The organism is Streptomyces sp. NPDC005496 (assembly GCF_042872045.1).
Lineage (GTDB): Bacteria > Actinomycetota > Actinomycetes > Streptomycetales > Streptomycetaceae > Streptomyces.
On sequence record NZ_JBIAJQ010000014.1, the window covers coordinates 63,220 to 85,692 of the forward strand.

At 68.9% G+C, this 22,473-nt stretch carries 25 protein-coding genes and 1 tRNA gene; 21 read left to right on the top strand and 5 right to left on the bottom strand.

Annotation, left to right across the window (positions count from 1 at the left end; translation table 11 throughout):
- The first annotated feature begins 4 nt into the window (after positions 1-4).
- Both ACFYQQ_RS34490 and ACFYQQ_RS34495 read left to right on the top strand, forming a co-directional pair.
- A complete protein-coding gene (locus ACFYQQ_RS34490) occupies positions 5-2,698 on the top strand; it encodes a CHAT domain-containing protein (RefSeq protein ID WP_355787698.1) in 2,694 nt (897 codons plus the stop codon).
- Between the two features lie 37 nt (positions 2,699-2,735).
- Entirely contained in the window at positions 2,736-3,524 is a 789-nt protein-coding gene (locus ACFYQQ_RS34495) for an NUDIX hydrolase (RefSeq protein WP_355787695.1), read from the top strand.
- A gap of 248 nt (positions 3,525-3,772) precedes the next feature.
- Here ACFYQQ_RS34495 and ACFYQQ_RS34500 read toward each other — a convergent pair.
- Together ACFYQQ_RS34500 and ACFYQQ_RS34505 are read right to left on the bottom strand one after the other, a co-directional pair.
- Positions 3,773-3,848: transfer RNA gene (locus ACFYQQ_RS34500), tRNA-Tyr, on the bottom strand.
- A gap of 77 nt (positions 3,849-3,925) precedes the next feature.
- The gene (locus ACFYQQ_RS34505) at positions 3,926-4,114 is read right to left on the bottom strand and encodes a hypothetical protein (RefSeq protein ID WP_355786930.1); all 189 of its coding nucleotides are present in this window, start codon (positions 4,112-4,114) and stop codon (positions 3,926-3,928) included.
- A gap of 201 nt (positions 4,115-4,315) precedes the next feature.
- Between ACFYQQ_RS34505 and ACFYQQ_RS34510 the strand changes: the two genes are divergently transcribed.
- The 3 genes from ACFYQQ_RS34510 to ACFYQQ_RS34520 all read left to right on the top strand — a co-directional run bounded on the left by ACFYQQ_RS34510 (position 4,316) and on the right by ACFYQQ_RS34520 (position 8,470).
- Complete coding sequence (locus ACFYQQ_RS34510; RefSeq protein WP_355786927.1) at positions 4,316-7,321, top strand: AAA family ATPase; 3,006 nt, start codon at positions 4,316-4,318, stop codon at positions 7,319-7,321.
- A 119-nt stretch (positions 7,322-7,440) separates the two neighbouring features.
- Positions 7,441-7,902: a GntR family transcriptional regulator gene (locus ACFYQQ_RS34515; protein WP_355786924.1), complete on the top strand. Its 462-nt coding sequence runs from the start codon at positions 7,441-7,443 to the stop codon at positions 7,900-7,902.
- Between the two features lies 1 nt (position 7,903).
- Complete coding sequence (locus ACFYQQ_RS34520) at positions 7,904-8,470, top strand: HD domain-containing protein (RefSeq protein ID WP_355786921.1); 567 nt, start codon at positions 7,904-7,906, stop codon at positions 8,468-8,470.
- On the opposite strand, the gene ACFYQQ_RS34525 is transcribed toward ACFYQQ_RS34520, so the two are convergent.
- Together ACFYQQ_RS34525 and ACFYQQ_RS34530 are read right to left on the bottom strand one after the other, a co-directional pair.
- On the bottom strand, positions 8,458-8,931 hold the full coding sequence (locus ACFYQQ_RS34525) for an NUDIX domain-containing protein (protein ID WP_175434197.1): 474 nt from the start codon (positions 8,929-8,931) through the stop codon (positions 8,458-8,460). The two genes, ACFYQQ_RS34520 and ACFYQQ_RS34525, sit on opposite strands and share 13 nt — an antisense overlap.
- Before the next feature lie 2 nt (positions 8,932-8,933).
- Positions 8,934-9,659: an XRE family transcriptional regulator gene (locus ACFYQQ_RS34530; RefSeq protein ID WP_355786917.1), complete on the bottom strand. Its 726-nt coding sequence runs from the start codon at positions 9,657-9,659 to the stop codon at positions 8,934-8,936.
- A gap of 947 nt (positions 9,660-10,606) precedes the next feature.
- Here ACFYQQ_RS34530 and ACFYQQ_RS34535 point away from each other — a divergent pair.
- The 12 genes from ACFYQQ_RS34535 (at position 10,607) to ACFYQQ_RS34590 (ending at position 17,512) form a co-directional block, all read left to right on the top strand.
- Positions 10,607-10,777 carry a hypothetical protein gene (locus ACFYQQ_RS34535; RefSeq protein ID WP_355779451.1) on the top strand — a complete coding sequence of 57 codons (171 nt, stop codon included), beginning with the start codon at positions 10,607-10,609 and terminating at the stop codon, positions 10,775-10,777.
- A gap of 38 nt (positions 10,778-10,815) precedes the next feature.
- Complete coding sequence (locus tag ACFYQQ_RS34540; protein ID WP_355779448.1) at positions 10,816-11,196, top strand: RNase adapter RapZ; 381 nt, start codon at positions 10,816-10,818, stop codon at positions 11,194-11,196.
- 201 nt (positions 11,197-11,397) lie between these two features.
- Positions 11,398-11,661: a DUF6284 family protein gene (locus ACFYQQ_RS34545; protein ID WP_388906502.1), complete on the top strand. Its 264-nt coding sequence runs from the start codon at positions 11,398-11,400 to the stop codon at positions 11,659-11,661.
- Complete coding sequence (locus ACFYQQ_RS34550) at positions 11,658-12,104, top strand: Pycsar system effector family protein (RefSeq protein WP_355789107.1); 447 nt, start codon at positions 11,658-11,660, stop codon at positions 12,102-12,104. Before ACFYQQ_RS34545 ends, ACFYQQ_RS34550 begins: the two co-directional genes overlap by 4 nt.
- Positions 12,101-13,213, top strand: coding sequence for a conjugal transfer protein (locus ACFYQQ_RS34555; protein WP_355789110.1), 1,113 nt, complete (start codon positions 12,101-12,103; stop codon positions 13,211-13,213). Before ACFYQQ_RS34550 ends, ACFYQQ_RS34555 begins: the two co-directional genes overlap by 4 nt.
- A complete protein-coding gene (locus tag ACFYQQ_RS34560; RefSeq protein ID WP_355789113.1) occupies positions 13,210-13,821 on the top strand; it encodes a GGDEF domain-containing protein in 612 nt (203 codons plus the stop codon). Before ACFYQQ_RS34555 ends, ACFYQQ_RS34560 begins: the two co-directional genes overlap by 4 nt.
- Positions 13,818-14,114, top strand: coding sequence for an RRQRL motif-containing zinc-binding protein (locus ACFYQQ_RS34565; RefSeq protein WP_355789116.1), 297 nt, complete (start codon positions 13,818-13,820; stop codon positions 14,112-14,114). The genes ACFYQQ_RS34560 and ACFYQQ_RS34565 overlap by 4 nt, the downstream gene beginning before the upstream one ends.
- Entirely contained in the window at positions 14,098-14,472 is a 375-nt protein-coding gene (locus ACFYQQ_RS34570; protein ID WP_355789118.1) for a DUF6251 family protein, read from the top strand. The genes ACFYQQ_RS34565 and ACFYQQ_RS34570 overlap by 17 nt, the downstream gene beginning before the upstream one ends.
- A 76-nt stretch (positions 14,473-14,548) precedes the next feature.
- Positions 14,549-14,746 (top strand): DUF6257 family protein, encoded by a 198-nt coding sequence (locus tag ACFYQQ_RS34575; protein ID WP_355789121.1) that lies wholly within the window; start codon positions 14,549-14,551, stop codon positions 14,744-14,746.
- A gap of 91 nt (positions 14,747-14,837) precedes the next feature.
- Positions 14,838-16,919, top strand: coding sequence for a cell division protein FtsK (locus ACFYQQ_RS34580; protein WP_388906509.1), 2,082 nt, complete (start codon positions 14,838-14,840; stop codon positions 16,917-16,919).
- A 150-nt stretch (positions 16,920-17,069) separates the two neighbouring features.
- On the top strand, positions 17,070-17,333 hold the full coding sequence (locus ACFYQQ_RS34585) for a hypothetical protein (protein WP_355788463.1): 264 nt from the start codon (positions 17,070-17,072) through the stop codon (positions 17,331-17,333).
- Positions 17,324-17,512 carry a hypothetical protein gene (locus tag ACFYQQ_RS34590; protein ID WP_355788466.1) on the top strand — a complete coding sequence of 63 codons (189 nt, stop codon included), beginning with the start codon at positions 17,324-17,326 and terminating at the stop codon, positions 17,510-17,512. Before ACFYQQ_RS34585 ends, ACFYQQ_RS34590 begins: the two co-directional genes overlap by 10 nt.
- Here the strand turns inward: ACFYQQ_RS34590 and ACFYQQ_RS34595 are convergent.
- Complete coding sequence (locus ACFYQQ_RS34595) at positions 17,509-18,495, bottom strand: HNH endonuclease signature motif containing protein (protein ID WP_355788469.1); 987 nt, start codon at positions 18,493-18,495, stop codon at positions 17,509-17,511. The two genes, ACFYQQ_RS34590 and ACFYQQ_RS34595, sit on opposite strands and share 4 nt — an antisense overlap.
- Positions 18,496-18,601: 106 nt before the next feature.
- Between ACFYQQ_RS34595 and ACFYQQ_RS34600 the strand changes: the two genes are divergently transcribed.
- From ACFYQQ_RS34600 to ACFYQQ_RS34615, 4 genes are read left to right on the top strand one after another with little or no spacing between them, the layout of a single operon-like run.
- The gene (locus ACFYQQ_RS34600) at positions 18,602-19,303 is read left to right on the top strand and encodes an SAM-dependent methyltransferase (protein WP_355788472.1); all 702 of its coding nucleotides are present in this window, start codon (positions 18,602-18,604) and stop codon (positions 19,301-19,303) included.
- Positions 19,300-19,950, top strand: coding sequence for a DNA cytosine methyltransferase (locus ACFYQQ_RS34605; RefSeq protein WP_355788475.1), 651 nt, complete (start codon positions 19,300-19,302; stop codon positions 19,948-19,950). The genes ACFYQQ_RS34600 and ACFYQQ_RS34605 overlap by 4 nt, the downstream gene beginning before the upstream one ends.
- Entirely contained in the window at positions 19,947-20,795 is an 849-nt protein-coding gene (locus ACFYQQ_RS34610) for a bifunctional DNA primase/polymerase (RefSeq protein WP_355788478.1), read from the top strand. Before ACFYQQ_RS34605 ends, ACFYQQ_RS34610 begins: the two co-directional genes overlap by 4 nt.
- A gap of 2 nt (positions 20,796-20,797) precedes the next feature.
- Positions 20,798-22,273: an ATP-binding protein gene (locus ACFYQQ_RS34615; RefSeq protein WP_355788481.1), complete on the top strand. Its 1,476-nt coding sequence runs from the start codon at positions 20,798-20,800 to the stop codon at positions 22,271-22,273.
- Positions 22,274-22,473: the final 200 nt, after the last annotated feature.

The following is a 22,473-nucleotide window of genomic DNA, read 5'->3' on the forward strand; positions in this document are numbered from 1 at the left end:
GGGCATGCCCGAGGATCCGGACGTATCCGAGGTGCCTGAGACGCCGCGGGCACGTCCGGAGCCGGACCCCGGCTCGGCCATCAGCGACTTCGTCGCGGCGCTGGACGTGGAGGACCTCATCATGAGGTTCGACGTCGACTTCGACGTACCGATGCAGCAGTCCCGCGCGATCGGCATGCTGCGACTGGCCGAGGCGGACGAGCCGAGCGCCCAGGACGACATCCGCCGCACGGCCCGCCGCGTCGGTGTGCACTGGTGTGAGACGGTCCGGGCCGACGTGGCCTACGAACTGCTCACCGGACTGCGGCAGATCGAGGCCTCCCGGTCCGACGCCGAGTATCTGCACGCACGGCTGACGCGTGGCGAGCTGGACCCTACGGACGTCTTCAGCCGCTACGTGATCGCTCGGTGGTTCGACGGGGCGGGCCGGATCCAGTACCGGCTGGGCAGTTTCACCACGGCGCGGCTCTCCTTCGAGACCGCCGCCGCCGTGGCGGAGGCGTCCGAGCTGTGGTGGGTCCTGCCCGACCTGCGGAGCAACTACGCCCGTGCCCGCTACGAGGAACAGAACCAGACGGCACGCGCGGGGGACGGCAGCACGGAGGCGCCCTCCTTCATCACCGTGTTGAGCGAGCTGTGCGACGCGATCGCCGATGCCGGCCGCGCGCACGGGGTGGACATGGAAGGGCAGCCGTCCCCGGAACTCCCCCGCGAGCACAGGGAGTTCCTGCGGGGATACTCCAACGCCCTGCACAACCTGGCGACCGCGCTCGGTCAGTCCGGTGACAGCGCGCGTTCACTGGAGGTCACCGCGCGGTCCCTGGCCATCTCGGAGGGACTGCGGGACGAGTACCGGATCGCCCAGTCGGTCACCAACCAGGGCCTGCGGGACAGGGAACGGTCCGCGGAGCATTTCACCAGGCTGCACGGCATGGGGTGGCGTCGGGGCCGGCTCATCGCCCGACAGAACCTCGCCATCAACACCGGAGGACTGGAGGGTCTGAGGGAGCTGGGCCAACTCCTGGACGAGCTCGGCCAGGACGCGCCCGGAGCGGGCCGCCAGATCGGCATGGACGTGGACTTCCACGCGTACACCGTGCAGGGATACCGGCGGGTGGCCGAAACCCTTCCTGAGGAGAACCGCCCGGACGACCTGCTCTCCCGCCGGCTCGACATGGCGAAGTCGGTCCGTGCGGCCATCGCCCTCCCCCTCTACAAACGCGCCTACGCCCGCCACGTACGGCCGGCGTACATGCAGGCGATCGCCCACCACGTCCGCTGCGGGGACGGCTCGCGGGAGAACGTGGAGAAGGTGGTGTCCCTGATCGAGGAATCGTCCGGTCGTGAGCTGCTGGATCTGCTTGCCTCCTCCCGCCCCCAGACCCTCGGCCCTCCGGCGCGAACCCTGACGCTGTCCAGCCCGCCCGGCCCGGCGGGCAGCGACGAGAAGCGCAGGGGGGCACCGCAACCCGTCACCGGCGAGGAGGAAGAGGCTTTGCGGGAGCTGGTCGCCGAGCGGGAGCGCGCCTACGAGGACCGGTTCCTGCACAATCCGCTCACCTCCGCGACCCACGACGAGGACATCGCCCACCGTCTCGCCCAGTACACGCTCAACCACCCGGGCTCCTGTGTGATCCGCTACTTCCGCTTCGCCGCTCCTGACGGCGTCAAAGGCACCGGAGGCGAGGCCGTACCCGACTCCCTCGGCATGGTGGTCTGCAGGGAAGGGCAGTTGACGATGCTGCCCTCGGTCCCGTACGACCACGTGGTCGAACTGGCCCGCCAGGTGTCGTCCGACCGCCAGGACAAGGCACCTACCGAACGGACCTGTCGGCGCGTCTGGGATCTGCTCATCGCTCCTGCGTGGGATTCGGTCTGCCGGGGTGGCATGCCCACCCATCTGACGCTGATCCCGACCGACGACGTCTTCGCTGTCCCGCTGCACGTCGCCCTGGCACCCGACGATCCACGCCCCCTCGCCGCGCGCGTTCCGTTGTCCCACTCGGTGAGCGTGGCCGCGTTCGTGACCCATGGCCGGCACCTGCTCAAACGGCAACTCGTCGAAGCGAACGACGACTTGGCGGCCCTGCTCGTGACAGACGCCGCGGCCACGGGCGGTGAGGTCGTCAAAACGGGCTGGCCGCCCGAGCACATCGCCGTCGCGGGACGGGTTCCGGCGCAACTGACGGGTCTCGTCCGGAAGCTGCCCGGGGACTGGGACGGCATCGCGGAGCTGACCGCGTCCAAACCGGAGTTCTTCGTGTACGCCGGTCACGGCCGTTTCGTCGACACCTCCGAGGACTACGGCCCCCTCCTGCACCTGGGCGACGGCGACTGGGTCACCCAGTTCGACCTCGCGCTACGTCTCAGTCTTCCTCGGAACAAGGTGGCGATTCTGGGGGCCTGCCTGGCAGGTCAGGGTATGCGGTCGGAAGGTGGCGACGTGCTCGGGTTCATGCGGTCACTGATCATCAGCGGTGCCGGTGCCATCGGCGTCCCTCTGTGGAAGGTTCTGGATTCGGCGATGGTGGCCACGGTTCGGTCCGTACTGCGGCAGAGCAGGGAGGCGGTCGGGCCCTCGGGGGCGGGAATCTTCGACGTGGTCGAGGCCCTGCACGGCCACTACCGGCAGGTCGCGGAGGACTACGACGGCGCAGCCGGACGTATCGAGGCGACGCCGCTCGCCCTGTATCTATGATCGGGATCACCGAGGTCGCGGCTGACGAGGGGCAGATATGAACCGCAGTGACAGCCACGAAGCGCACGACGGGGCCGACAGCGAGGGAACGGCGAGCAGAGCACGCAGGAGCGCCCGGCTCGCCGCGTACGACGAGCTCCGCGAGCGGCACCCGGACATGTTCGTCAACCCGCCGGGCGGAACGATCGACATCCTCCTCGACCCCTCGGATCAGGAACGAGTGGCACGTGAGACGTCGGAGCTCGCTGTCGCTCTCGGGTTTCCGGAGGAGTCCGGAGACATCGGCATCGTCTACCGCGACCCCTACGTCAGGGTGCTCCGCGACGCCGTGCGGTTTCCCTCCGGTCGCACCGGCACCTACATCCGTATCGTCCCCGAGAGCGGAGCACCGGGTGCTGCGGTGCTGCCGGTGCTCAGCGACGGGCGGCTCGTCCTGCTCCACCACTTCCGTCACGCGGCGCGCGGCTGGCACTGGGAGATCCCGCGCGGCTTCGGAGCTCCCGGGGAGGACGGTTCGGAAGCCGCCCGCCGGGAACTGCGGGAGGAACTGGGGTGTGACGCCGTGGACCTGACCTACCTGGGCCCGATGTCCTCGGACACGGGCCTGCAAGCCGGACACGACGAGCTGTATCTCGGCCGCGTCGACACGGCGGTCTTCCAGGACACCGCGAGCGCGGATGCCCGGGAAGAGGGCATCGGGAGCATCCGTCCCGTCTCCCTGGAGGAGTTCGAGAACATGCTCCTCGGCGGCCAGATCTCGGACGCGTACACCTTGGCCGCGTACGGCCTGGCACGGGCCCGCGACCTGCTGCGCCCCACGGACTGACGAGCCGCCGGCCTCTGCCGGTGGTCGGCACCGAGGGCGGAGGTGACGGACGTAGTGCCTATGCAAGCCGCGCGGGAACCCAACGTTCTGCGAGTCATCCGGGAAGTCACCGTGCGAATCGCGCGCCCGCTTCTCGGGACAACCTCGTCGGACACGGAACGGGAAGTGAGGAGTCAGGCATCGCAAGAGCACGACCAAGGGCCCGTGACCTTGTCCTTTGGACAGGTCACGGGCCCTTGGTTCCCGTGTGGCGGCGCCAGGATTCGAACCTGGGAAGGCTGAGCCGGCAGATTTACAGTCCGCTCATGATCACCTCATTGCGCCCCGGCTGACCTGCCCCTTTGTTTGCACTCAGCCCTGGGTAGTCCTTTCGCGTCCGCGTCTCGTCCAGCGAGGCGAAGTCAGGGTCGGCTGCCGGTACCCTCAGGAGCCAGCAGGTCGCCGCCGCCGTCCGGAACCTCCTCAACCGGTGATCGGAGCCGCTTCCAGCAAGCGCGCAGTCCCCGCCCGACGTCGATCGCCAGGCGCATAGTGCCGAGCATGATCGACAATTCTGGTCCGTGATCGTGAACGAAGCGCATCAGCTCCATTGCTTTCCCCTCCAGCTCTCTGGTTGGGCGGTGATGCCCGCCATGCCTCCTGTGTAGGTCCACAGGCCTCTGTCCTGAACCGCCAAAGGACAGCGGAAGGACGGCAGCGCGTCTACCTGCTCGCTTGACGGATGTCCGCTGTCCGCAGGACGTCCGACGGGACACCGCATAAGCTCGTGGTGGGGAGCGAGGGGGACGGGAATGGCCGTGGGTTTCGGGCAGGTGGACGCGAGCGCGCCACAGGCTGCGCGAGAGTTCGCCGACAGGCTGCGTACTGTTGCTCGGCAAGCGGGTTACGTTGGCGTACGCGAGCTTGCCGCTGGTACAGGGATCGGGCGCACAACGGTGTCCGATGCCCTTACGGCGAAGCGGGTCCCAACATGGAAAACCCTCGCTGCGCTGCTACGCGGCTGCGATATCACGCCGGATGGAAACTGGGCCAAGGCCTGTGAGGCGGCCCGTGAGGCGGTCGAGCGAGAGAAGCAGGCAGCCAAAGGCGTCAATCGCACTGGTGCTGAGCCTGACGACGCGTCACCAGCAGCTCTCGCGTCGCGTGGGCCAGGCACATTCTCCATCCGAGCTCCCTACGGGGAGCTGCCGCCGCGGCTGCGCGGCCGAGACGACCTGCTGCGTCAACTTGAATCCGCTCTCGCGGAGGGCGAGAGTCGGGTGCAGGTCCTCTACGGCCTGGGTGGTTGTGGAAAAACCACCGTGGCACTGAATCTCGCGCGTCACGCCCGTGATCGCGGATACAGCGTCTTTTGGCTGTCCGCATCAACCCCCGACCGTGTGGTCACTGGGATGCGAGAGGTAGCTCGAGAACTCGGCGCCGATGAGGAAGCCATCGAAGCAGCGTGGGCTGGTCATATCAGTGCGACTGACTTGGTCTGGCGTGAGTTGGACGCCGCCGAACGGCCCTGGTTGCTGGTTGTGGACAACGCTGATGAGCCCGGCTGGCTTGCACCCGAGGGGGGCAGTCCCGGGGATGGCACTGGCTGGCTACGGTCTAGCAGTGCTGGCATGACCGTCGTGACCTCCCGTATTAGCAACCCAGATGTTTGGGGCCGCCAATCTGACACCCACCGCATCGAGGTGCTCAGCCCTGAGGACGGGCGGGACGTGCTGCTAGACCTTGCTGGGCAATCAGGCGATCCGGCTGAAGCACGCGTGTTGTCCGAACGCCTCGACGGTCTTCCCCTAGCCCTGAAACTGGCTGGGTCGTACCTCTCCCGTTCCGCGCGCGGCGCTGGACTTCTCCGGCGCCAAGGTCGCAGCCAGGGCAGGGTACGGACGTTCGCTGCGTACATCGAGGCCTTGGGCGAGGCCGGCGCTGGCTTCCTCGACCAAGGGGAACACTGGCGTCTGGACGAATCCGACGTGGAGCACACGCACCGTCGCTTGATCGGCCGTACCTGGGAGATCTCCCTGAACCTGTTGGATGAACAACAACTTCCTGAGGCAAGGACCCTCATGAGGTTGCTGTCGTGTTGCGCACCAGCACCCCTGCCAGTCGAGCTACTAGATCCGGATCTCTGGGACACACCAACAGAATTGGACTCTGCATTGGACCGGGCTGACCGGGCCCTTGAGGCCCTGGTCGATCTCAGCCTCGTGGACGTCGTCGACGTTGCACAAGGCGGCGCTTTCAAGGGCCAAGAACCCGTTCCATGTCTGGTTAGCCACCGGCTCGTGCTTGAGGCCAACGCGCTCCGGCTGGCCGACAGCCCCCTCCAGGAACGTGCTGGCGTATGGAAGGCCATCACGCGAATTCTCGAGAAAGGTGCTACACCTGCCCCCGAGCTACCGCGCAATTGGCCTTGGTGGCGGCTAGTGGCGCCCCATGTAGTCGCCGCACTCACCGCAGCGCCCGACTCGGAGGAAGTTCTGCTCCCACTCCTACGCTCAGGGCTAGCAGCTTACGCATTTTATGCCTTCGCTAACGATTTCGACGATGCGGCACAATTGGCTCACTTGCTGAGAGCACGCGGAACTTCCCTCCCGGCCTGCCATCCTATCAGCCTGTCTATCCGACACCGTGTGGCACTCTCGTCGCTAGAAGGGGCAGAGCAGCTTGCGGAGTTCGAGCAAATCCTTTCGGAACAACTCGCAGAACTCGGCCCAGAACATCGAGAGACCTTGATAACCCGCCACGACATTGCGGTATTCACAGAAGAAGATACCGCCGAGAAGGAGGCAGAGCTACGTGCGGTATTGAATGCACGTCGCCGAATCCTAGGCCCTGCTGATGCCTACACCCTGCTCACACACGGAGCATTAGCAGCAGTCGTGGCGGCTCGAGGGCATGACGATGATGGATTCGAGGCAGAGTACCGCTCTCTCATCGAACACACTCGCAGTACGACGCCAGAAGATCATCGCTATCTCCCCCTATATAGCCGCCATCACATGGCCCACGCCTTGGATACGGCTGAGCGTTGGGCCGAGGCCGAAGCCGAGTACCGATCAGTCCTTGATGATTTGGAAGTCTCCGGCGCGGAAGATTCTACCCTTTATCGCGACATGAGTAAGTGTCTCGCGAAAAACCTCCAGAAACAAAGGAAATACGCAGATGCCGTTGAAGTAATCAATAAATGCATGCCCTGGTTCGATGGCCGAGATGCCGAACGCTCCCCAGTAAGCCCTTGGGCCCTTCACATCAGGCACCTACGCGGCGACCTCCTCAGCAAATGCGGGAGCAAGACAGAAGCCGAGTCCGAGATTCGAGCGGTACTGGAAGAGCGGCTACGCACGACAGATGCCAACGACTCCGTGGTTCTTTCTGAACGTCACTGCTTGGCCCACTCGCTGGAAGCCATTAATCGATGCACTGAAGCACAGGAAGAATTCCGCACCGTGGCTAGAGGGTACGCGGAAATCCTTGGAGCGAATGCTGAACGCACACGCAGCTCACGCTTCTGCTTGGCCCGCTCGCTGCACCACCACGGAGAGCACGCAGAAGCACTCGATCTGTATGAACAGGTGCTAGCCGCAGAGGTCACCGAACTCGGAGATAACCACTCCGACACGCTAGTAACTCGCTTCAGGATCGACCAGTGCCGCTTTGATATGGGTCTTTTGACAGCCTCAGAGGCACTGGAAGCGTTTGAACACACAAAGGCGAAACAAGTTGAGCTCGTCGGCATGGAAAACTCTCGAGTGTCCATGATTGACAAGGCGATTTCCACCATTCACTCCGCCGCTCAATAGGCGAGTTGGAAAACGCAGGCGAGCGGCCCGCCGTGGATGGACCGCTGCAGGGGGTCGGTCGCACGGTGGAGGCGTGCGACTCTTAAGGCTGACGTCGGGTGCCCAAAGAAGGAGAGCGAGTGTCGCAACAGGCCAACCCTCGGGGAACCTTCCTGAAGATCGCTGACGCGCTGAAGATGCGGATCGAAGGGGACCCGGACATGACGGTGCTGCCGTCACTGGCGGAGGTCGTACGCGATTACAAAGTCTCGCGTGGCGTTGCTGTGCGCGCCTTCGGACTGCTGAAGCAGGAGGGTGTCGCCGAACCGGCGCCGGGCGAGCGGTGGCGCGTCGTGCGCTCGGCGACGGGAGTCGACCGACGTCCGCTCCATGAGCGGATCGCGGACGTCATCACGGCTGACGGGCTGGAAGTAGGGGAAGCCTTCCCGAGTGCTTCGGTGCTTGCGGAGCGGTTCGGGGTCTCGCGTCCGACGGTGACCAAGGCGCTGGAGAAGCTGGAAGCCGCCGGAGTGCTGGTGGGGGGAGGACAGGGCAGGGTGCGGACGGTCCGCGCCATGCCGACGCGAGAGGAGCGTTCGTAGCTTGCCGAAGTTGACGGAGTGGGCCTATCCCCTGGCTGAGGCGTTGCTCGCTGAGCCGCTGCCGCGACGCTGGAAACACTGTCTCGGGGTCGCTGAGAGAGCGCGCACGATCGCGCTCATCCTCGATCAGGACGCGGACCTGTTGGAGGCTGCTGCGGTCCTGCACGACATCGGCTACGCGCCGGATCTTGCCAAGACGGGCTTTCACCCCTTGGACGGTGCGCGGTATCTCCGGGACGTGGCCGCTGCTGACGAGCAGGTCGTCAACCTGGTCGCCCATCACTCATGCTCATGGCTTGAGGCGGATGCGCGCGGCCTGCGTGCGGAGCTTGACGGCGAGTTCCCTCTTGAGAGCGAGCACTTGAACGACGCGCTGTGCTACTGCGACATGAACACCACCCCGGACGGCACCCCGACCAACCCCGTGGACCGGATCAACGAAATCACCGGGCGCTACGGGCCGGACAGCCTGATCGGCAAGTTCATCCGGCGTGCCGAACCCGAGATCCTCGCGTGCACCTGCCGCGTCCTCGAACGGGTCGCCGCCGCCAAGCGTCAGCCGATGTAAGGCGCCGTGCGCGTCCGGTCCATAGCGTGCTCAATCCGGAGCCGCATCGTGGGGTGCACGTCCAGCGTCGCCAGGTCCGCCGGGGCAACCCATCGGACCTGAGTCGTTTCGTTGCTCGTACGGAGGTCGCCGCCGACCGGCCGGGCCCGGAAGCAAATGCTGAACTGCTGACGGACTTCGCCATCGTCGTACTGCATGACGTGCCCGGGGTCTGTGTAGAGGCCGGACACGTCGATCACTTCCGCCCTAATGCCGGTCTCTTCCCAGACCTCACGGACCACCGTGTCGCTGATGGACTCCCCCACGTCGTGACCACCGCCGGGCAGTGCCCACCTGCCGTTGTCAGAACGCTGGATCATCAACACCTGCCCTGCGTCGTTCTGGACGAAAGCAACGACGGACGGCACGACCGAGTTGGCCGGCGGGGCGTCCGGGTCGTGCAGGTAGTCGATACGTCCCATGGTCAGGCTCCCGTGATGCTCTTGACGTCCTGGTCGGTGATCGGACGTGCGTTCTCCCAGGTGTGATCGATGCTATTCGCGTACGTGTCGAAGAGGCTTCCGCCGGGTAGTCGCCGCAGGTGCAGTACGGGCGCCATGTAGGCGCCGATGCCGTAGACGTGGGGGTTGACGAGCATCTCGTCATCGGCCCGGTAGATCGAGTTGTACAGCGTCGAGTCGTGCAGCCGGAAACCGACGTCCGGGTGACTCCGCATGAGGGGCCGGTACAGCACGAGGGCATTGCGGATCTTGCCGTCCATGATGTGGTGTCCCTCGTCAATGCCGCGTTGCCGGACAGCCGCACACTCCGGGTCCCCCAGCAGGATGCGCACCCGCGCCCCCACTTCCACCTTCGCCCTCACGAGGTCATGGAAGAGCGGGTCCTCAGACAGGAAGAGACCCGAGTACACGAGGACGTCTAGGTTTCGCTCAGCACGTCCGTACAGCTCTCGCCAGAGGCCAGTAGGCACCGTGTGGCGATGCGGGTAGACCGTCGCTATCTCGGCTTTGGTGAGGTCCGCCGCACTGCCGACGGTCCGCCCGTCCTCCCACAGCATGGTCACGTCGACCTTGAGGGCTGCTGCCGTCGCGTACTGGTGACGCAGGTACGGCACCTTGCCCTGGGTAATCCAGCGTTCGACCGTCTTGGGGCTCACCTCGATCGCCTCAGCGAGGCTCTGCACGGTCATGCCACGGGCGAGGAGAGCGGTTCGTAAGCGCTCGTTCGACATCTGCACCCCCGGTGGGACGTCTAGGGACTTCTTGACCGTAACTAGAAGTCCCAGAGCTGTCCATGAGTGGGGTGACCAACTCCCCTGACCTGCCGCGATTCTGAAGATACGTCAAGACGTCCCGGCGCGAGACGAAGAGATTGCGTCGCTGTACTTGACGGAGCCCTATGCGGTACCTGTAAAACAGGTACTGCACCGCACGGAGGAAAGCCCCCGCTCTCGCTGGGGGTGAGTACGAAGGAAGCGGCCGTTAGTTGAGAACTGAACAGTGATCGTGCGGGGCTGACGCGAGAGTGGCGGTCACGGCAGGTGCCCAGGACGAGGTTTCGGGGGCAATCCGCCGTGGTGAACCGTTGCTCTCCCCCTACGCGCCTGGCAGGCGCCACCCGGTCTCGGGTGTGGGGAAGTACAGCGGGGCCCCAACGCACGTGGCGGCAAGAGTGAGACCGCCCCCGCGACGACCGGGTGATGTCGTCGGCGGCAATGCCAAGCCCACCGGCTCCGGAGAAAACCCCTGACCTGGGGTTCCGCCCGGTGTGGGCCGCCCTGCTGGCGTCAGAGCAGTGACGATGACGCACCCGACTTTCCCGGCTCGGGACCGGTGCTCCGTGCCAACGGCGTACCGGTGAAGCCGTGTCCCTGCGACCTGCGGGAGTTCGGTGTGAACCGACGACATACCTAGGGCGCCGCCGTGTCGGACCGACGCGAGCGGCCCTGCCCACTGAGTCCTTACAGCCTGTCAGCACGTGGGGCGCCCAGGTCTGCCCGGGTGGCGCCTACTCGTGCGGGCCGGTTTCAGCGGCCTAGCCGCAACCCGGCCCGGCCAATTCCGGGCCTACGCCTCAAATGCAGGCCGGGGCGCTCCCGCTGACCAGCGGGCCACTCACCCCTACAGGGAGATCACCATGCGTTTCCGTACCTTCTCTACCGCGTCCGACATGCAGAACCGCACCAGCGACGACTTGCAGCGCGAGTACGACCTGATCACCCGCGAGCGCGCCGGGGGCCACAACGCGCTCGGCGCGATCAACGCGCAGAACGACATCGCCCGGGAGCTGGAGCGCCGGGAGCGCTGACCCGCCCGACACCACCGGTCACTTCGTTGGGAGTTCGCATGAGCACTGTCGAGATCGTCTCGTTCGGCTACCTGCACGACGCCCCGCCCACCGCGCATCTGACCATCGACCTGCGGCACCACTTCCGTGACCCGCACGTGTCGCCCGAGCTGCGGTACATGACCGCCGTGGACGCCCCGGTACGGGCCGCCGTGCTGGGCACCCCCGGCATTACCGCCCTGGTGGACGCCACCGCCACGGCGGTCAGCGCGTTCGCCGCCGGTCCGAGCGCGGGAACCGTCACCGTCGCGGATGGGTGCGCGGGTGGCCGGCACCGTGCCCCGACGTTCGCCCTCGCGCTGGCTGAGCGGCTGCGCGGGGAAGGCCACCGGGTCACGGTCGCGCACCGGGACCTGCACCGCCCCGTCGTCCAGCACTGACCAGCACCACCCGTTCGCACGTCGGCCCCGGCATTCAGCCGTGAGGGCGCCGGATCGAATCCGGCCCGGGGCACCGGCCGCTGGTACGCGGCCCGCCGCACCGTTCGCGTGTGGCATTCACCTTCAACGGCGAGCGGTCCCCGGGGGGCATCCCGGGGACCGCGTTCGGGCCGTACCACCTGCAAGGGAGACCACGACCCAATGGAACACATCGTCACTGTTCAGGACGCTGTTACCGCGTTCGCCGACTTCATGGAGCCGACGCCCGCGGAGCTGGACGCGATCGAGCGGGAGATGCCCGTCATCCTCGCCGACGTCGAGTTGCTGGACGCGCAGATCCTCACGCTGGACCGCACGCCGAACGAGGTGAACGCCCGCCGCATCCGCCGGGCCCGCCGCCGGGCGCTCGCCGCCCGCGTCGCGCTGGTCAACCGCACGGCCGGCCGGACGGACGGTGCGGCATGAGCGCCACGGAACGCAACCTGATCGCCGCGCACGCCGAGGTGAAGGCGGAGATCGCGCGGACGGACAGTAAGACGGCGCTGCTGCTGGCGTTCGTCGGCGCGGTCCTCGCCGGAACCTGGTCGGTCGCCCGCGACCTGCCCCTGAACTGGCCCGCCGGCATCGTGGGCGGGGCCGGTCTGCTGCTGCTGGTGGGTGCGGCCGGACTGCTGCTGCGGTCGGTGCGACCGAACCTGTCCGGCCGGCACGGCTTCCCCCTGTGGGCCACCCTCACCGCCGACCAGATCACCACCGCCGTCGCCTCGGACCTGGCCGCCGACGTCGCCGGACTGTCCCGGCTCGCGGTCGCCAAGTTCACCTGTCTGCGCCGCGCGGTCGACCTGACCATGACCGGCGGCGCCCTGCTCATCCTCGCCGCCCTGCTCACCGCCGGGGGTGCCCGATGACCGGCGCGAAGCTGACCCGCGTACAGATCGGCGTCCTGGCCGCCGCGTTCGTACCGATGCTCGCCACGGGCGTGTTCGGCGGGATCGGCACCTACAGCAACATCGGCCACGCCTACGGCAAGGGCACCGCGCTCGGTGCGCTCGCCGCCGGCGAGGGCGCCACCGCCGTCCTCGCCCTGGTCCTGCTCGGGCTGACCATGCTGGGCCAGTCCTCCCCTCGCATCGTCCGCGCCGGGCTCTGGGCCCTGCCGGCCGCCGCCGCCGTGATGGGGGCGACGGCCGCCACCGACCCGGGCCGCACCGTCATCTACGCCCTCACCCCCATGGGCATGTCCGTCTCCGCCGAGGGCATGGCATTCCTGGCCCGCCGGATCGTCGTCCACACCGACGGCCGCGACGCGGAGAACGAGCGGCGCACCGCCGACATCGTGCAGGCCCTCGCCTACCACCAGGCGCGTGCCGCCAACCACCCGAGCGGATGGGTCAAGAAGTGGTCGGAGCGCAAGTCATGGCGCCTAGCCCGTAAGATCGGAGTCGGGGACGCGGCGCTCGGATCGAGGCTGCTGGACGTCCAGCGCACCCGGATCACCGACGGTGCAGACGCCGCCCTCGCCGCCATGTTCGGCGGCTTCGCCCTCGATCCCACGCCGGTCGCGAATGCGGAGGAATCGACCGGAAGCAGTCGAGAACGGTCTATCCCTGACCTGTCCGAATCGAGTACGCCCACGGTCGTGCTGACGCGGCTCGCGGTGCCCGACCCGGCACCGGTCGACCTGGGCAAGTCGGGCGGCGGCATGAAGCCGATGCCCGCCGTCGTCCCGGCGGTGAAGCCGGTCCCGATCGCCCCCGCGGCCGCCCGTTCGGTCCCGGCCGCATCGACCCCGCCGCGTCGGGCGACAGGCCGTGTCCCGGTCGCTGCCAAGTCGCCCCGCACCCACCGCACTCCCGATCAGCTCATGGCCGAAGCGCGCAAGGCGACGGCCGGATGGACGGACGCCGAGGTGACCGGCGAGGGCATCCGCCGGGCCCTGCGCACCTCCCCGGCGAACGCCCGCAAGCTGCGTGACGCCCTGCTCGCCGAACGCGCCGCCACGGCGGTGACGCCGTGAGCACCCTCGCCGCGCTCTTACCGGCCGCGCCCGCCCTCGGGTGGGCGGCACACGCCTGGTGGCTGCACACGCGGCTGACCACCGCCCGCCGTGACCCGCTCACCGGACTGTGGACCCGGGAGGCGTTCACCCGGCGGGCCCGCCGGTTGCTGCGCGACCCGCGCGCCGTGGTCGTACTGGCCGACGTCGACCACTTCAAGCAGATCAACGACACCCACGGCCACACCGCCGGTGACCTGCTGCTGGCCACGGTCGCCGCCCGACTCGCCCACGGCACCCCCGGCGGTGTCGTCGGGCGGCTGGGCGGGGACGAGTTCGCCGCCGTGGTCATCGACCGCGACGGCACCGCCGCCGAGCGGCTGGACGTCCTCGCCCGCGTCCTCGCACGGCCGGTCGACACCGCACCCGAGGTGCACACCACCGTGTCCCTCGGCTGGGTGCGGGCCACCGACCACCCGGGCGAGGACCTGTCCGCGCTGCTGCGCCGCGCCGATGAGGCCATGTACGCGGCGAAGCGGTCTGGCCGCTCCGCGCCCCGGCGGGCCCGCCTCGGGCGACTGCTCGGATCGGTCGCCGGACGCCGCCCCGGACGGCGCGGCGCCGCATGAGCACGCCACTCCGCTTACGGGGCTTGCGCCCCGGCGGTCAGCCGGTGGCCGCTCAGCTCGAACGGCCGCGCCGCCGCCGGGGCCCGCTGGTCGCCTACCTCTACCGCATCGACCTCGCCAAGCCGGTCCGGCCCATGACCCCCGCGCGGCGCGCGGCGCTGGACAAGGCGAACGCCGCCCGCCGGCGCTGCCCTGAGTGCTGCCGGGACGCCGGCTACGTCATCCCCGCTTCGCTCGGCACCTGTGTGCCGTGCGCCTATCCCGAAGGAAGTCGGCATGGAATCGCTGCCTGACGTGCCCAAGGTCGTCCGGCTCCCGGACGGCACCTACGCCTACACCGACCACCTGCCCGCCGCGCCGCAGCCCTACAGCGGGCCGCAGATCGTCCACCAGCACGTGCACCAGGCGCCGCCGGACCGCACCGTTCAGCGGATCGCGCTGGGCTCCGGTGTCGGGGCCGGTGCGGTGGCGGCCGGCGTGTACTTCGGCCCGCTGCTGGTCGGCGTGCTGACCGCGATGGCTGCGAACCTCGCGCTGCTCGCTCTGCTCGCGGCTGTGTGCGCGTGGGGTGTCGTCACCGTCGTCCGCTCGGTGGGCGGCGAGGACGGCAAGCGCGCCGCCGCCACGGTCCGCCGCGCCCGCCGCCGCTGACGGTTCCCCGCGGTCCCGGGACCCCGTGTCCCGGGGCCGTCGGGAGCCGGACAGTCCGGCCCGGAACGGAGACACCGTGAGCAGCAACAACCTGCGTCTGACCGCTGGTGAGAAGGCGCAGATCGCCTGGTACGTCGCCCGGATGGCCAAGCGCGGTCTGGCCGACACCCGCCCGGGCGGCGGCCGGGTCGACCAGCGGGACCTTCAGCGCAAGGTCGAGCGGATCGAGGAGAAGGCCCGCAAGCGCGCCGAGCGCGAGCGCAACGGCAAGTAGCAACGCCCCGGGGGCGGTCGTCCCGGCCAAGGAAACTGGCCGCCCCCGGGCCACCCACCACCCACAGTGTGAGTAGCAGGGAGTCCCCAGCATGACGGACAACACGACGGGCCCGCAGCTGCGCCCCGTGCCCGACACCGTCCCGGACGAGGACGCGCCGGCGGCCCCGATGCCGGTGGACAATCCGGCGTTGCCGGACCCGAAGGTGAGCATCACCAAGCGCAAGCCGGTCCTGGCCGGGTGGCTGACCAACCGGCGTGACTTCCTCGCCACCGCCCGCCACGCCGGCGCGAACGTCGGCTACGCCGCCCTCTACCACGGGGTCCGCATCCCCGTGTACGCCGGCCGCCTCGCCCTGATGTCGCCCCGGGGCGCGTGCCGGTTCGTCGCCTCCACGAACCGGTGGGTGTGGGACCGCGAGGCCGCACCGCTGCGGGAGTCCGCGGTGCGCACCGAGGACGTGGAGGAGTACATGCGTCTGGCCCGGCTGCGCTCGGGCCGTATCCGGCTGCGCTGCCTGGTCACGCTGGTCGCGGCGGTGTTCGGGCTCGGCTTCGCCCTGTGGCTGTACGTGCTGGCGCCCGCCTACCTGTACGCGTTCGCGGCCGGTGGGGTGCTGCTGCTCGGCCTGGGCGGGCAGCAGCCCGACGCCCCCGTGGTCGGTCCAGCGGTGCTGAAGACCGAGATCCAGAAGCTCACCGGTTCGATCGTGCTGCGGGGCCTGGACTCGATCGGGAACGCGAAGATCACGGCTGCGATCAAGAAGGGCGGTGACATGAACGGGCTGCGGTTCGTCTCGGAGATCGTGCGCGACGGCCCCGGCTACCGTGCCGACCTGGACCTGCCCTACGGCGTCACTCCCGAGGACATCATGGAGGCCCGTAAGCCGCTTGCCTCCGGTCTGCGCCGTAAGACCGGCTGCGTGTGGCCCGCTCCCGACCCCGAGCAGCACGAAGGCCGCCTGGTGCTGTGGGTCGGGGACAAGCCGATGAACGAGACCACGAAACCGGCGTGGCCGCTGGCCAAGTCGGGCACGGTGGACCTGTTCCGGCCGGTGGTCTTCGGCAACGACCAGCGCATACGCGACGTGGCCGTGACCCTCATGTTCGCCTCCGTCGTCGTCGGCTCCATCCCCCGCATGGGCAAAACCTTCCTGATGCGGCTGTTCCTGCTGATCGCCGCCCTCGACCCCCGCGCGTGGGTCCTCGCGTTCGACTTCAAGGGCACCGGCGACTTCGGCGCCCTGGAACCGGTCTGCCACCGCTACCGCGCCGGCGAGGAAGACGACGACATCGCCTACGTCCTCGCAGCGCTGCGGGAGCTGAAGGAGGAACTGCGCCGCCGGGCGAAGGTCATCAAGTCCCTGCCGCGCTCCCGCTGCCCGGAGTCGAAGGTCACCCCGGAACTCGCCGAAGACAAGAGCCTGGGCCTGCACCCAATCGTGGTCGGCTTCGACGAGTGCCAGGTCCCCTTCGAGCACGAGGAGCACGGCAAGGAGATCGAGGCCATCTGCACCGACCTGGTCAAGCGCGGCCCCGCGCTGGGGATCGTGGCCATGTTCGGCACCCAGCGCCCCGACGCCAAATCCCTGCCCACCGGCATCTCCGCCAACGCCGTCCTGCGGTTCTGCCTGAAGGTCATGGGCCAGCCCGCCAACGACATGGTGCTGGGCACGTCCATGTACAAGTCCGGGTACCGGGCCACCATGTTCTCCCGCTCCGACCGGGGCATCTGCTGGATGGCCGGCGAGGGAGACGACCCCCGCATCGTCGCCTCCGCGTTCGTGGACGCGGTCGCCGCCGAACGCATCGTCGCCCGCGCCCGCGCCGCCCGCGAGGCATACGGCAACGTCACCGGCCACGCCATCGGCAAGGGACCCGAGCAGACCGGCAGCGGCTCGGACATCCTCGCCGACGTCCTCAACGTCATCGCCGACGACGAGAAGGCCGTGTGGTGCGAGCGCATCGCCGCCCGCCTGACCACCGCCCGCCCCGACACCTACACCGGATGGCAGGGCGAGAACGTCACCGCCGCCCTCAAGCCCTGGGGCGTCAAGCCCGGCCAGGTCTGGGGCACCACCGACGACGGCGAGGGAGCCAACCGGCGCGGCATCAAGCGCGCCGACATCACCGCCGCCATCACTCGCCGTAACGCCGACCGGGCCGCCGCCTGACCCGAGCAGCGCTGCTAGACCTAGCAGCCGCGCCTGCTAGGTCTAGCAGCCCCACTAGCGCCCCCGACCGCCACTGATCAGCGCACTAGCGTCTAGCGGTCCACCTGCGCAAACCCCCGAAACCCACCCTGAGAAGGGAAGTGAGCCCCCGTGGCTCTCGCTAGCCTCGCCGTCCTGCTCGTCCTCGCCGGTTACGCAATGCTATGTGCCGTCCGGCCGTTCGCGCCGTGCCGCACGTGCTCGGGCACCGGCATCCGCCAGGCCCGCCGCACGGTCAAGCTGTGCCGCCGCTGCCGCGGGCAGCGCTACCGGCTCCGCATCGGCCGCCGCCTGCTCAACACCGGACGCGACATCCACCGCGCCGGCACCCGCCGCCCCCACTACACCGACCGGGAGTTCCCCACATGGCCGTGACCGTCTCCCTCGTCTTCCTTTTCGGACTGGTCCTGTTCTTCCTCTTGCGCCAGCGCAGCCTCACCCCCGGCGCAGCCTTCACCGCCGTCATGTTCGGGTTCTTCCTCGCCTCCACCGGCGCGGCCGGACCCATCAACGAGATGGCCGCGGCCATCGTGAGCGCCATCCCGGACCTCTAGGACGCAGCTCCCGCACGACGGCTGGCAGGCACGGACACGGCAGCGGAACGGTGGGTGCGCCAGTGCGCGGCCAGCCACACCTCATGCTCGGGCCGCAGGCTGACCCGCGGCACCTTACCGTGCAGCTCGGCGTAGGCCGGGTAGCCGAGGAGTTCGTCGTCGACCTCGATACGTCCGGTGTCGGGGTTGACGGTGATCTGCCCGCGGTCGAAGAGGCTGTGAACGTCGTTGCGCAACAGCAGGCCGCCCCAGTCGTGATGTTCTTCTTCGTCCGCGTAGCTGTAGAGGTGAGCTGCCTGGAGCGCCCCGGCCGGCGCCGGTCCGGTGAACGCGCACACCTGGCCGTAGTCCATGAGCAGCTGCTTGCGGAAGGGCGCCTGCCCCACGCGGGTACGGACGTTCTTCATCCGGTGCCCGCCCGCGATCGGCCGCCGCGTGCCCGCGGCGCCCTCGTCGTCTAGGTCCAGGTCGTCAAGGCTGATGCCTGCGACGTCAATGATGGCGTCGCGCAGCTTCTCCCAGCGGGCGGGCCGCATGCTCAGCTGGGAGTCGGGTGAGTCGCACAGCGCCCGCAGTTCACGTCCGGTGAGCAGGCCGCGGCCGTCCATCCATGCCTCGCCGTGCCGGGAACGGTAGGTGACCACTTCCCGGGTCTTGCTGCCCGGTACGTCGAATAGGGCGCCGCACTGGTTGCAGCGGCATGCCGGTGTCAGCCGCTTGCGCCGCTTGAAGTCCGCCCTCTTGCACTCGGGACAGAAGTACAGCGTCTTGGTCTCGCGCCCGGTCTCGATCTCGGAGATCACCCCGACACCGAGCAGATGCTTCTTGTCCCACAGGGCGATCACATCCCCCACGGCGATACGGCCGTGGTTAGGGACGGTGTCATCCCAGCTGTAGTGCTGCGACGGGTCGTCGTCGTACCCGTCGTTCCCACCGTGCTGACGGTCGTCGCCCACAGCCAGCACCAGCCATGCCGTCGTCACTGCGCCCCCTCATGTCCCCAGCAAGCCGGGGCAGCCGCCCATCTCGCCAAAGACCGCGGCTGCCCCTCAACCCCAGCTCCACTCAACAGAACTGGAGACAACCAGCATGCCCCACACCACCGACATCCGGACCCGCACAAGGGTCCGGCCCAAGCCGCGGTTGCTCGACCTGTTCTGCTGCCAAGGCGGCGCCGCCAAGGGCTACGTCGACGCCGGTTTCGACGTGACCGGCGTCGACAAGGATGCGCAGCCCCGCTACCCGTACCGGTTCGTCCAGGCCGACGCCATCGCCTTTGTCCTGCAACATGGCGCGGAGTTCGACTTCATCCATGGCTCACCGCCGTGCCAGCACGACACCGAATGCCAGCGCATCCAGGGCAACACCCACCCCGACCTGATCGCCCCGACCCGCGCGGCGCTGCAGGCGGCCGGGCGGCCGTGGGTGATGGAGAACGTGCGCGGTGCAGTGCCCAAACTGCGCGCTCCCGTGATGCTGTGCGGGCAGATGTTCGGCCTGGCCAACTACCGGCACCGGTTCTTTGAGACCGGCGGCGGCTTCACCCTCACGCAGCCCGCCCACCCCGCGCACCTAGTCCCGCAGGCCAAGATGGGCCGCCCGGTCCCGCCGGGGCACTACGGGCAGTTCGTCGGCAACTTCTCCGGCGTCGACCTGGCCCGCCGGGTGCTGGGGGTGCCCTGGATGAACCGCGACGGCGTCCGCGAGTGCATCCCCCCGGCCTACACCCAGTACATCGGCACCGCCGCCCTGGAGCTGCTGTTCACCGGGCGTCTGGGGGTGGCGGCGTGAGCGCGCGTGTGCTGCCGCTGCGGCGGCCGAACGGGCTGCGGCTGCTGGACGTGTGCTGCGGTGCCGGTGGCCTGTCCATGGGCTACTACCTCGCCGGATTCGACGTCGTGGGCGTCGACGTCCGCCCGCAGCCGAACTACCCCTTCACCTTCGTCCAGGCCGACGGCCTCGCCTACGCCGCCGAACACGGGCACACCTTCGACCTGGTCCACGGGTCCTGGCCGTGCGAGCGCTACGCCGCCGTCACGAAGTGGCGCGGCACCCCCGACGATCACCCCGACCTGGTAGGCCCGGGGCGGGAGGTCATGCGAGCTACCGGGCGGCCGTGGGTGATGGAGAACGTCCCGGAGACGGCTGCCGCGGGCATCCTGCGGCCGGACTACCTGCTGTGCGGCACGCAGTTCGGCCTGAACGTGCGCCGTCACCGCGTCTTCGAGACGTCGTGGGGCGGCGGCGGGGACCTGGTCCCGCCCTGCTGGCACCGCAAAGACCTGCTCGCCTTCGAGCACAAAGGCGAACGCGCCTACGCCGACGCCATGGGCTGCACCTGGATGACCAACCTGGAGGCCCGCAAGGCCGTGCCCCCCGCTTACACCCAGTGGATCGCCGCCCAGTTCCTCGCCCTGGAAGGGAGGACAGCAGCATGACCACCACTCCGTACGCCCTGCACACCGCGCTGAGCCTTGCCGCGTCCGGCGTGCCGGTGCTGCCCCTGCGCCGGGACAAGGTGCCGTTCGGCAACTGCCCGGCGTGCGCGGACAACGCGTGCGGCGGCCGGCCGAACATGAAGACCCCGGGCCCGTGCCGCTGCCCCGGCGTCTGCCACGCCTGGGCCGCCGCCACCACCGTCCCGGCCGTCATCGTCTCGCCTGCATGGGTGGCCGCATGGCGACGGGCGGTGTGCGTCGGTTACCACCCCGGCGGCGCCGGTCTGACCGTGGTCGACTTGGACGACGCGGACGCCATCGCGTGGGCCCGTACCGCCCTGCCCGCCACTCGGACCGTGCCGACGACACGCGGCCAGCACTGGATCTACCGGGGCGCCATGCGCTCCATGAACGCAGTGCGCCCCGGCGTGGACATCAAGTCGACCATGTCCTACGCCCGCTACCTCGGCCCCGGCACCGGCCACATGGCCAACCTGCCGGACGCCGTGCGTGCGCTGACCTTCAAGGAGCCCTCCCCGGCCCTGCCGGCACCGCATGCGGCCGTCGTGCCCACCGGCACCGCGGGCGGGGAGTGCCCGCACCGCACGCCCGCCTACCTGGAACGTGGCATCGCCATGGCAGAGCAGCACATCACCGAGGCCCGTGAGGTAGTGCACGCCACCGTCTACCGGACCTTCCTCGCTGTGCTGTCGACGCACGGCCGGTGCGGCTGCCTCACCGACACCCACGTCAACCGGCTGTTCACCGCCGCGCAGGCCAAGGGCGAGTCGCCCCGGCACTGCACGGACGCGTGGACCAACGCCCTGACCACGTTGGGACTGTGACCGTGTCCGACGACGAGAAGAACCCCGCCCGGCAAGTCATCACCGACTACGCGCAGTCCCACTTCCGGTACTTCCGCACCGTGGACGGGACCGTGTACGCGCAGCGCACCGGCCACCCCGTGGCCCGCCCGATCCGCTCCCAGGGCACGACCGGGAGCCACCGGCAGGAACTCATGGTCGGCCTCTTCCGCGACGGGGTCGGCGTCTTCAACGGAACTGCCCTCAAGGAGGCGTTGGACTTGATCGAGGCACTCGCGCTCACCGAGCAGGTACAGCCCACCCACATCCGTGTGGCCCCCGGATTCGACGGAGCCACCTGGCTCGACCTCGGCCGCGACGACGGCCGGTCCGTCCGTATCCACCCCACCGGCTGGGACATCCGCGTCCCCGACCCCGAAGAGGTGTGCTGGCGGCGCACCCAGCTCACCGGGGAACTCCCCCTGCCCGCCAAGGACACCAACGGCAAGGGCATCGACCTGCTGATGCGGCTGTGCAACTTCGCCGACGCCAAGACCGAGGCCCTGGCCATCGCGTGGCTCATCGGCTGCCTGGAGCCGTCCGTGCCCGTCCCGGCCCCGTTCCTCACCGGCCCGCAGGGCGCTGGCAAGTCGACCGGCGGGCGGATGCTCGTGCGGATCATCGAGGGCATGACCGGCGACCTGCGCAGGGCGCCCAAGGACGAAGAGAACATGATCACGGCGGTCGCGGCCGGATGGATCACCGCCCTGGACAACCTCTCCCACCTGCCCCCGGACCTGTCCGACCTCATGTGCTGCATCATCACCGGAGCCGAGAGCATCAAGCGCGCGCTGTTCACCGACGGCGACGTCGTCCGCTCCCGCTACCGCCGCCCGATGCTGCTGACCGGCATCGACGTCGGCGTCATCCGCCCCGACCTCGCCGAACGGCTCCTCACCCTGCGCCTGGAACGCCCCCGCGTGCGACGCACCGAAGCAGAGCTGTGGGCGGAGTACGCCGAGATCCTGCCCATCGTCCTCGGCTCCCTGCTCGACCTGACTGTGAAGGTCCGCGCAGTACAGGCCGAGACCCCGACCGATCTGCGCATGGCCGACTTCGCGCACCTGTGCGCGCAGCTCGACGCGGCCACCGGCTTCGGAACGCTGGAGGCGTACCGGGCCAGCCTGGACGATCTGAACGACGACGTGATCGAAGGTGACCTGCTGGCGCAGACGGTCCTCAAGCGCGCCGAGGAACTGGACCCGGGCGAGGACGTGCGGATGACGTCTGCGGAGTGGCTGCACACCCTCAGCACCCTCTACAGCGGCGAGGAATGCCGCCCCCTGCCCAAGGGCTGGCCCACCACCGGCAAGGTGCTCTCCGACCGGCTGCGGCGCATCCAGCCCACCCTCGCCGCGCGGGGCGTCCTGGTCGACTGGGGCCGCACCAGCGCCGCCCGCTACATCGAGATCACCCGCCAGGCCCCGCCCCCGCCCCCCGCGCAGCAGACCGCGTTCTGACCGCACGCCCTGGTCGGCGGACAAGCAAGAGGAGCACGCCCCGCCGCGGGGTGCTCCTCTTGCTGTTCGGCGGCGCCAGCCGCCCTGCACAGGTCGCGCCGCGAAGCGGCCCGTTCTTCATGCCCTGAGCGGACGTAAGACCCACAGACACCACCCCTTTCTTTCCTAAGTAGGGAAGATCTGCGTCACTGCGTCACCAC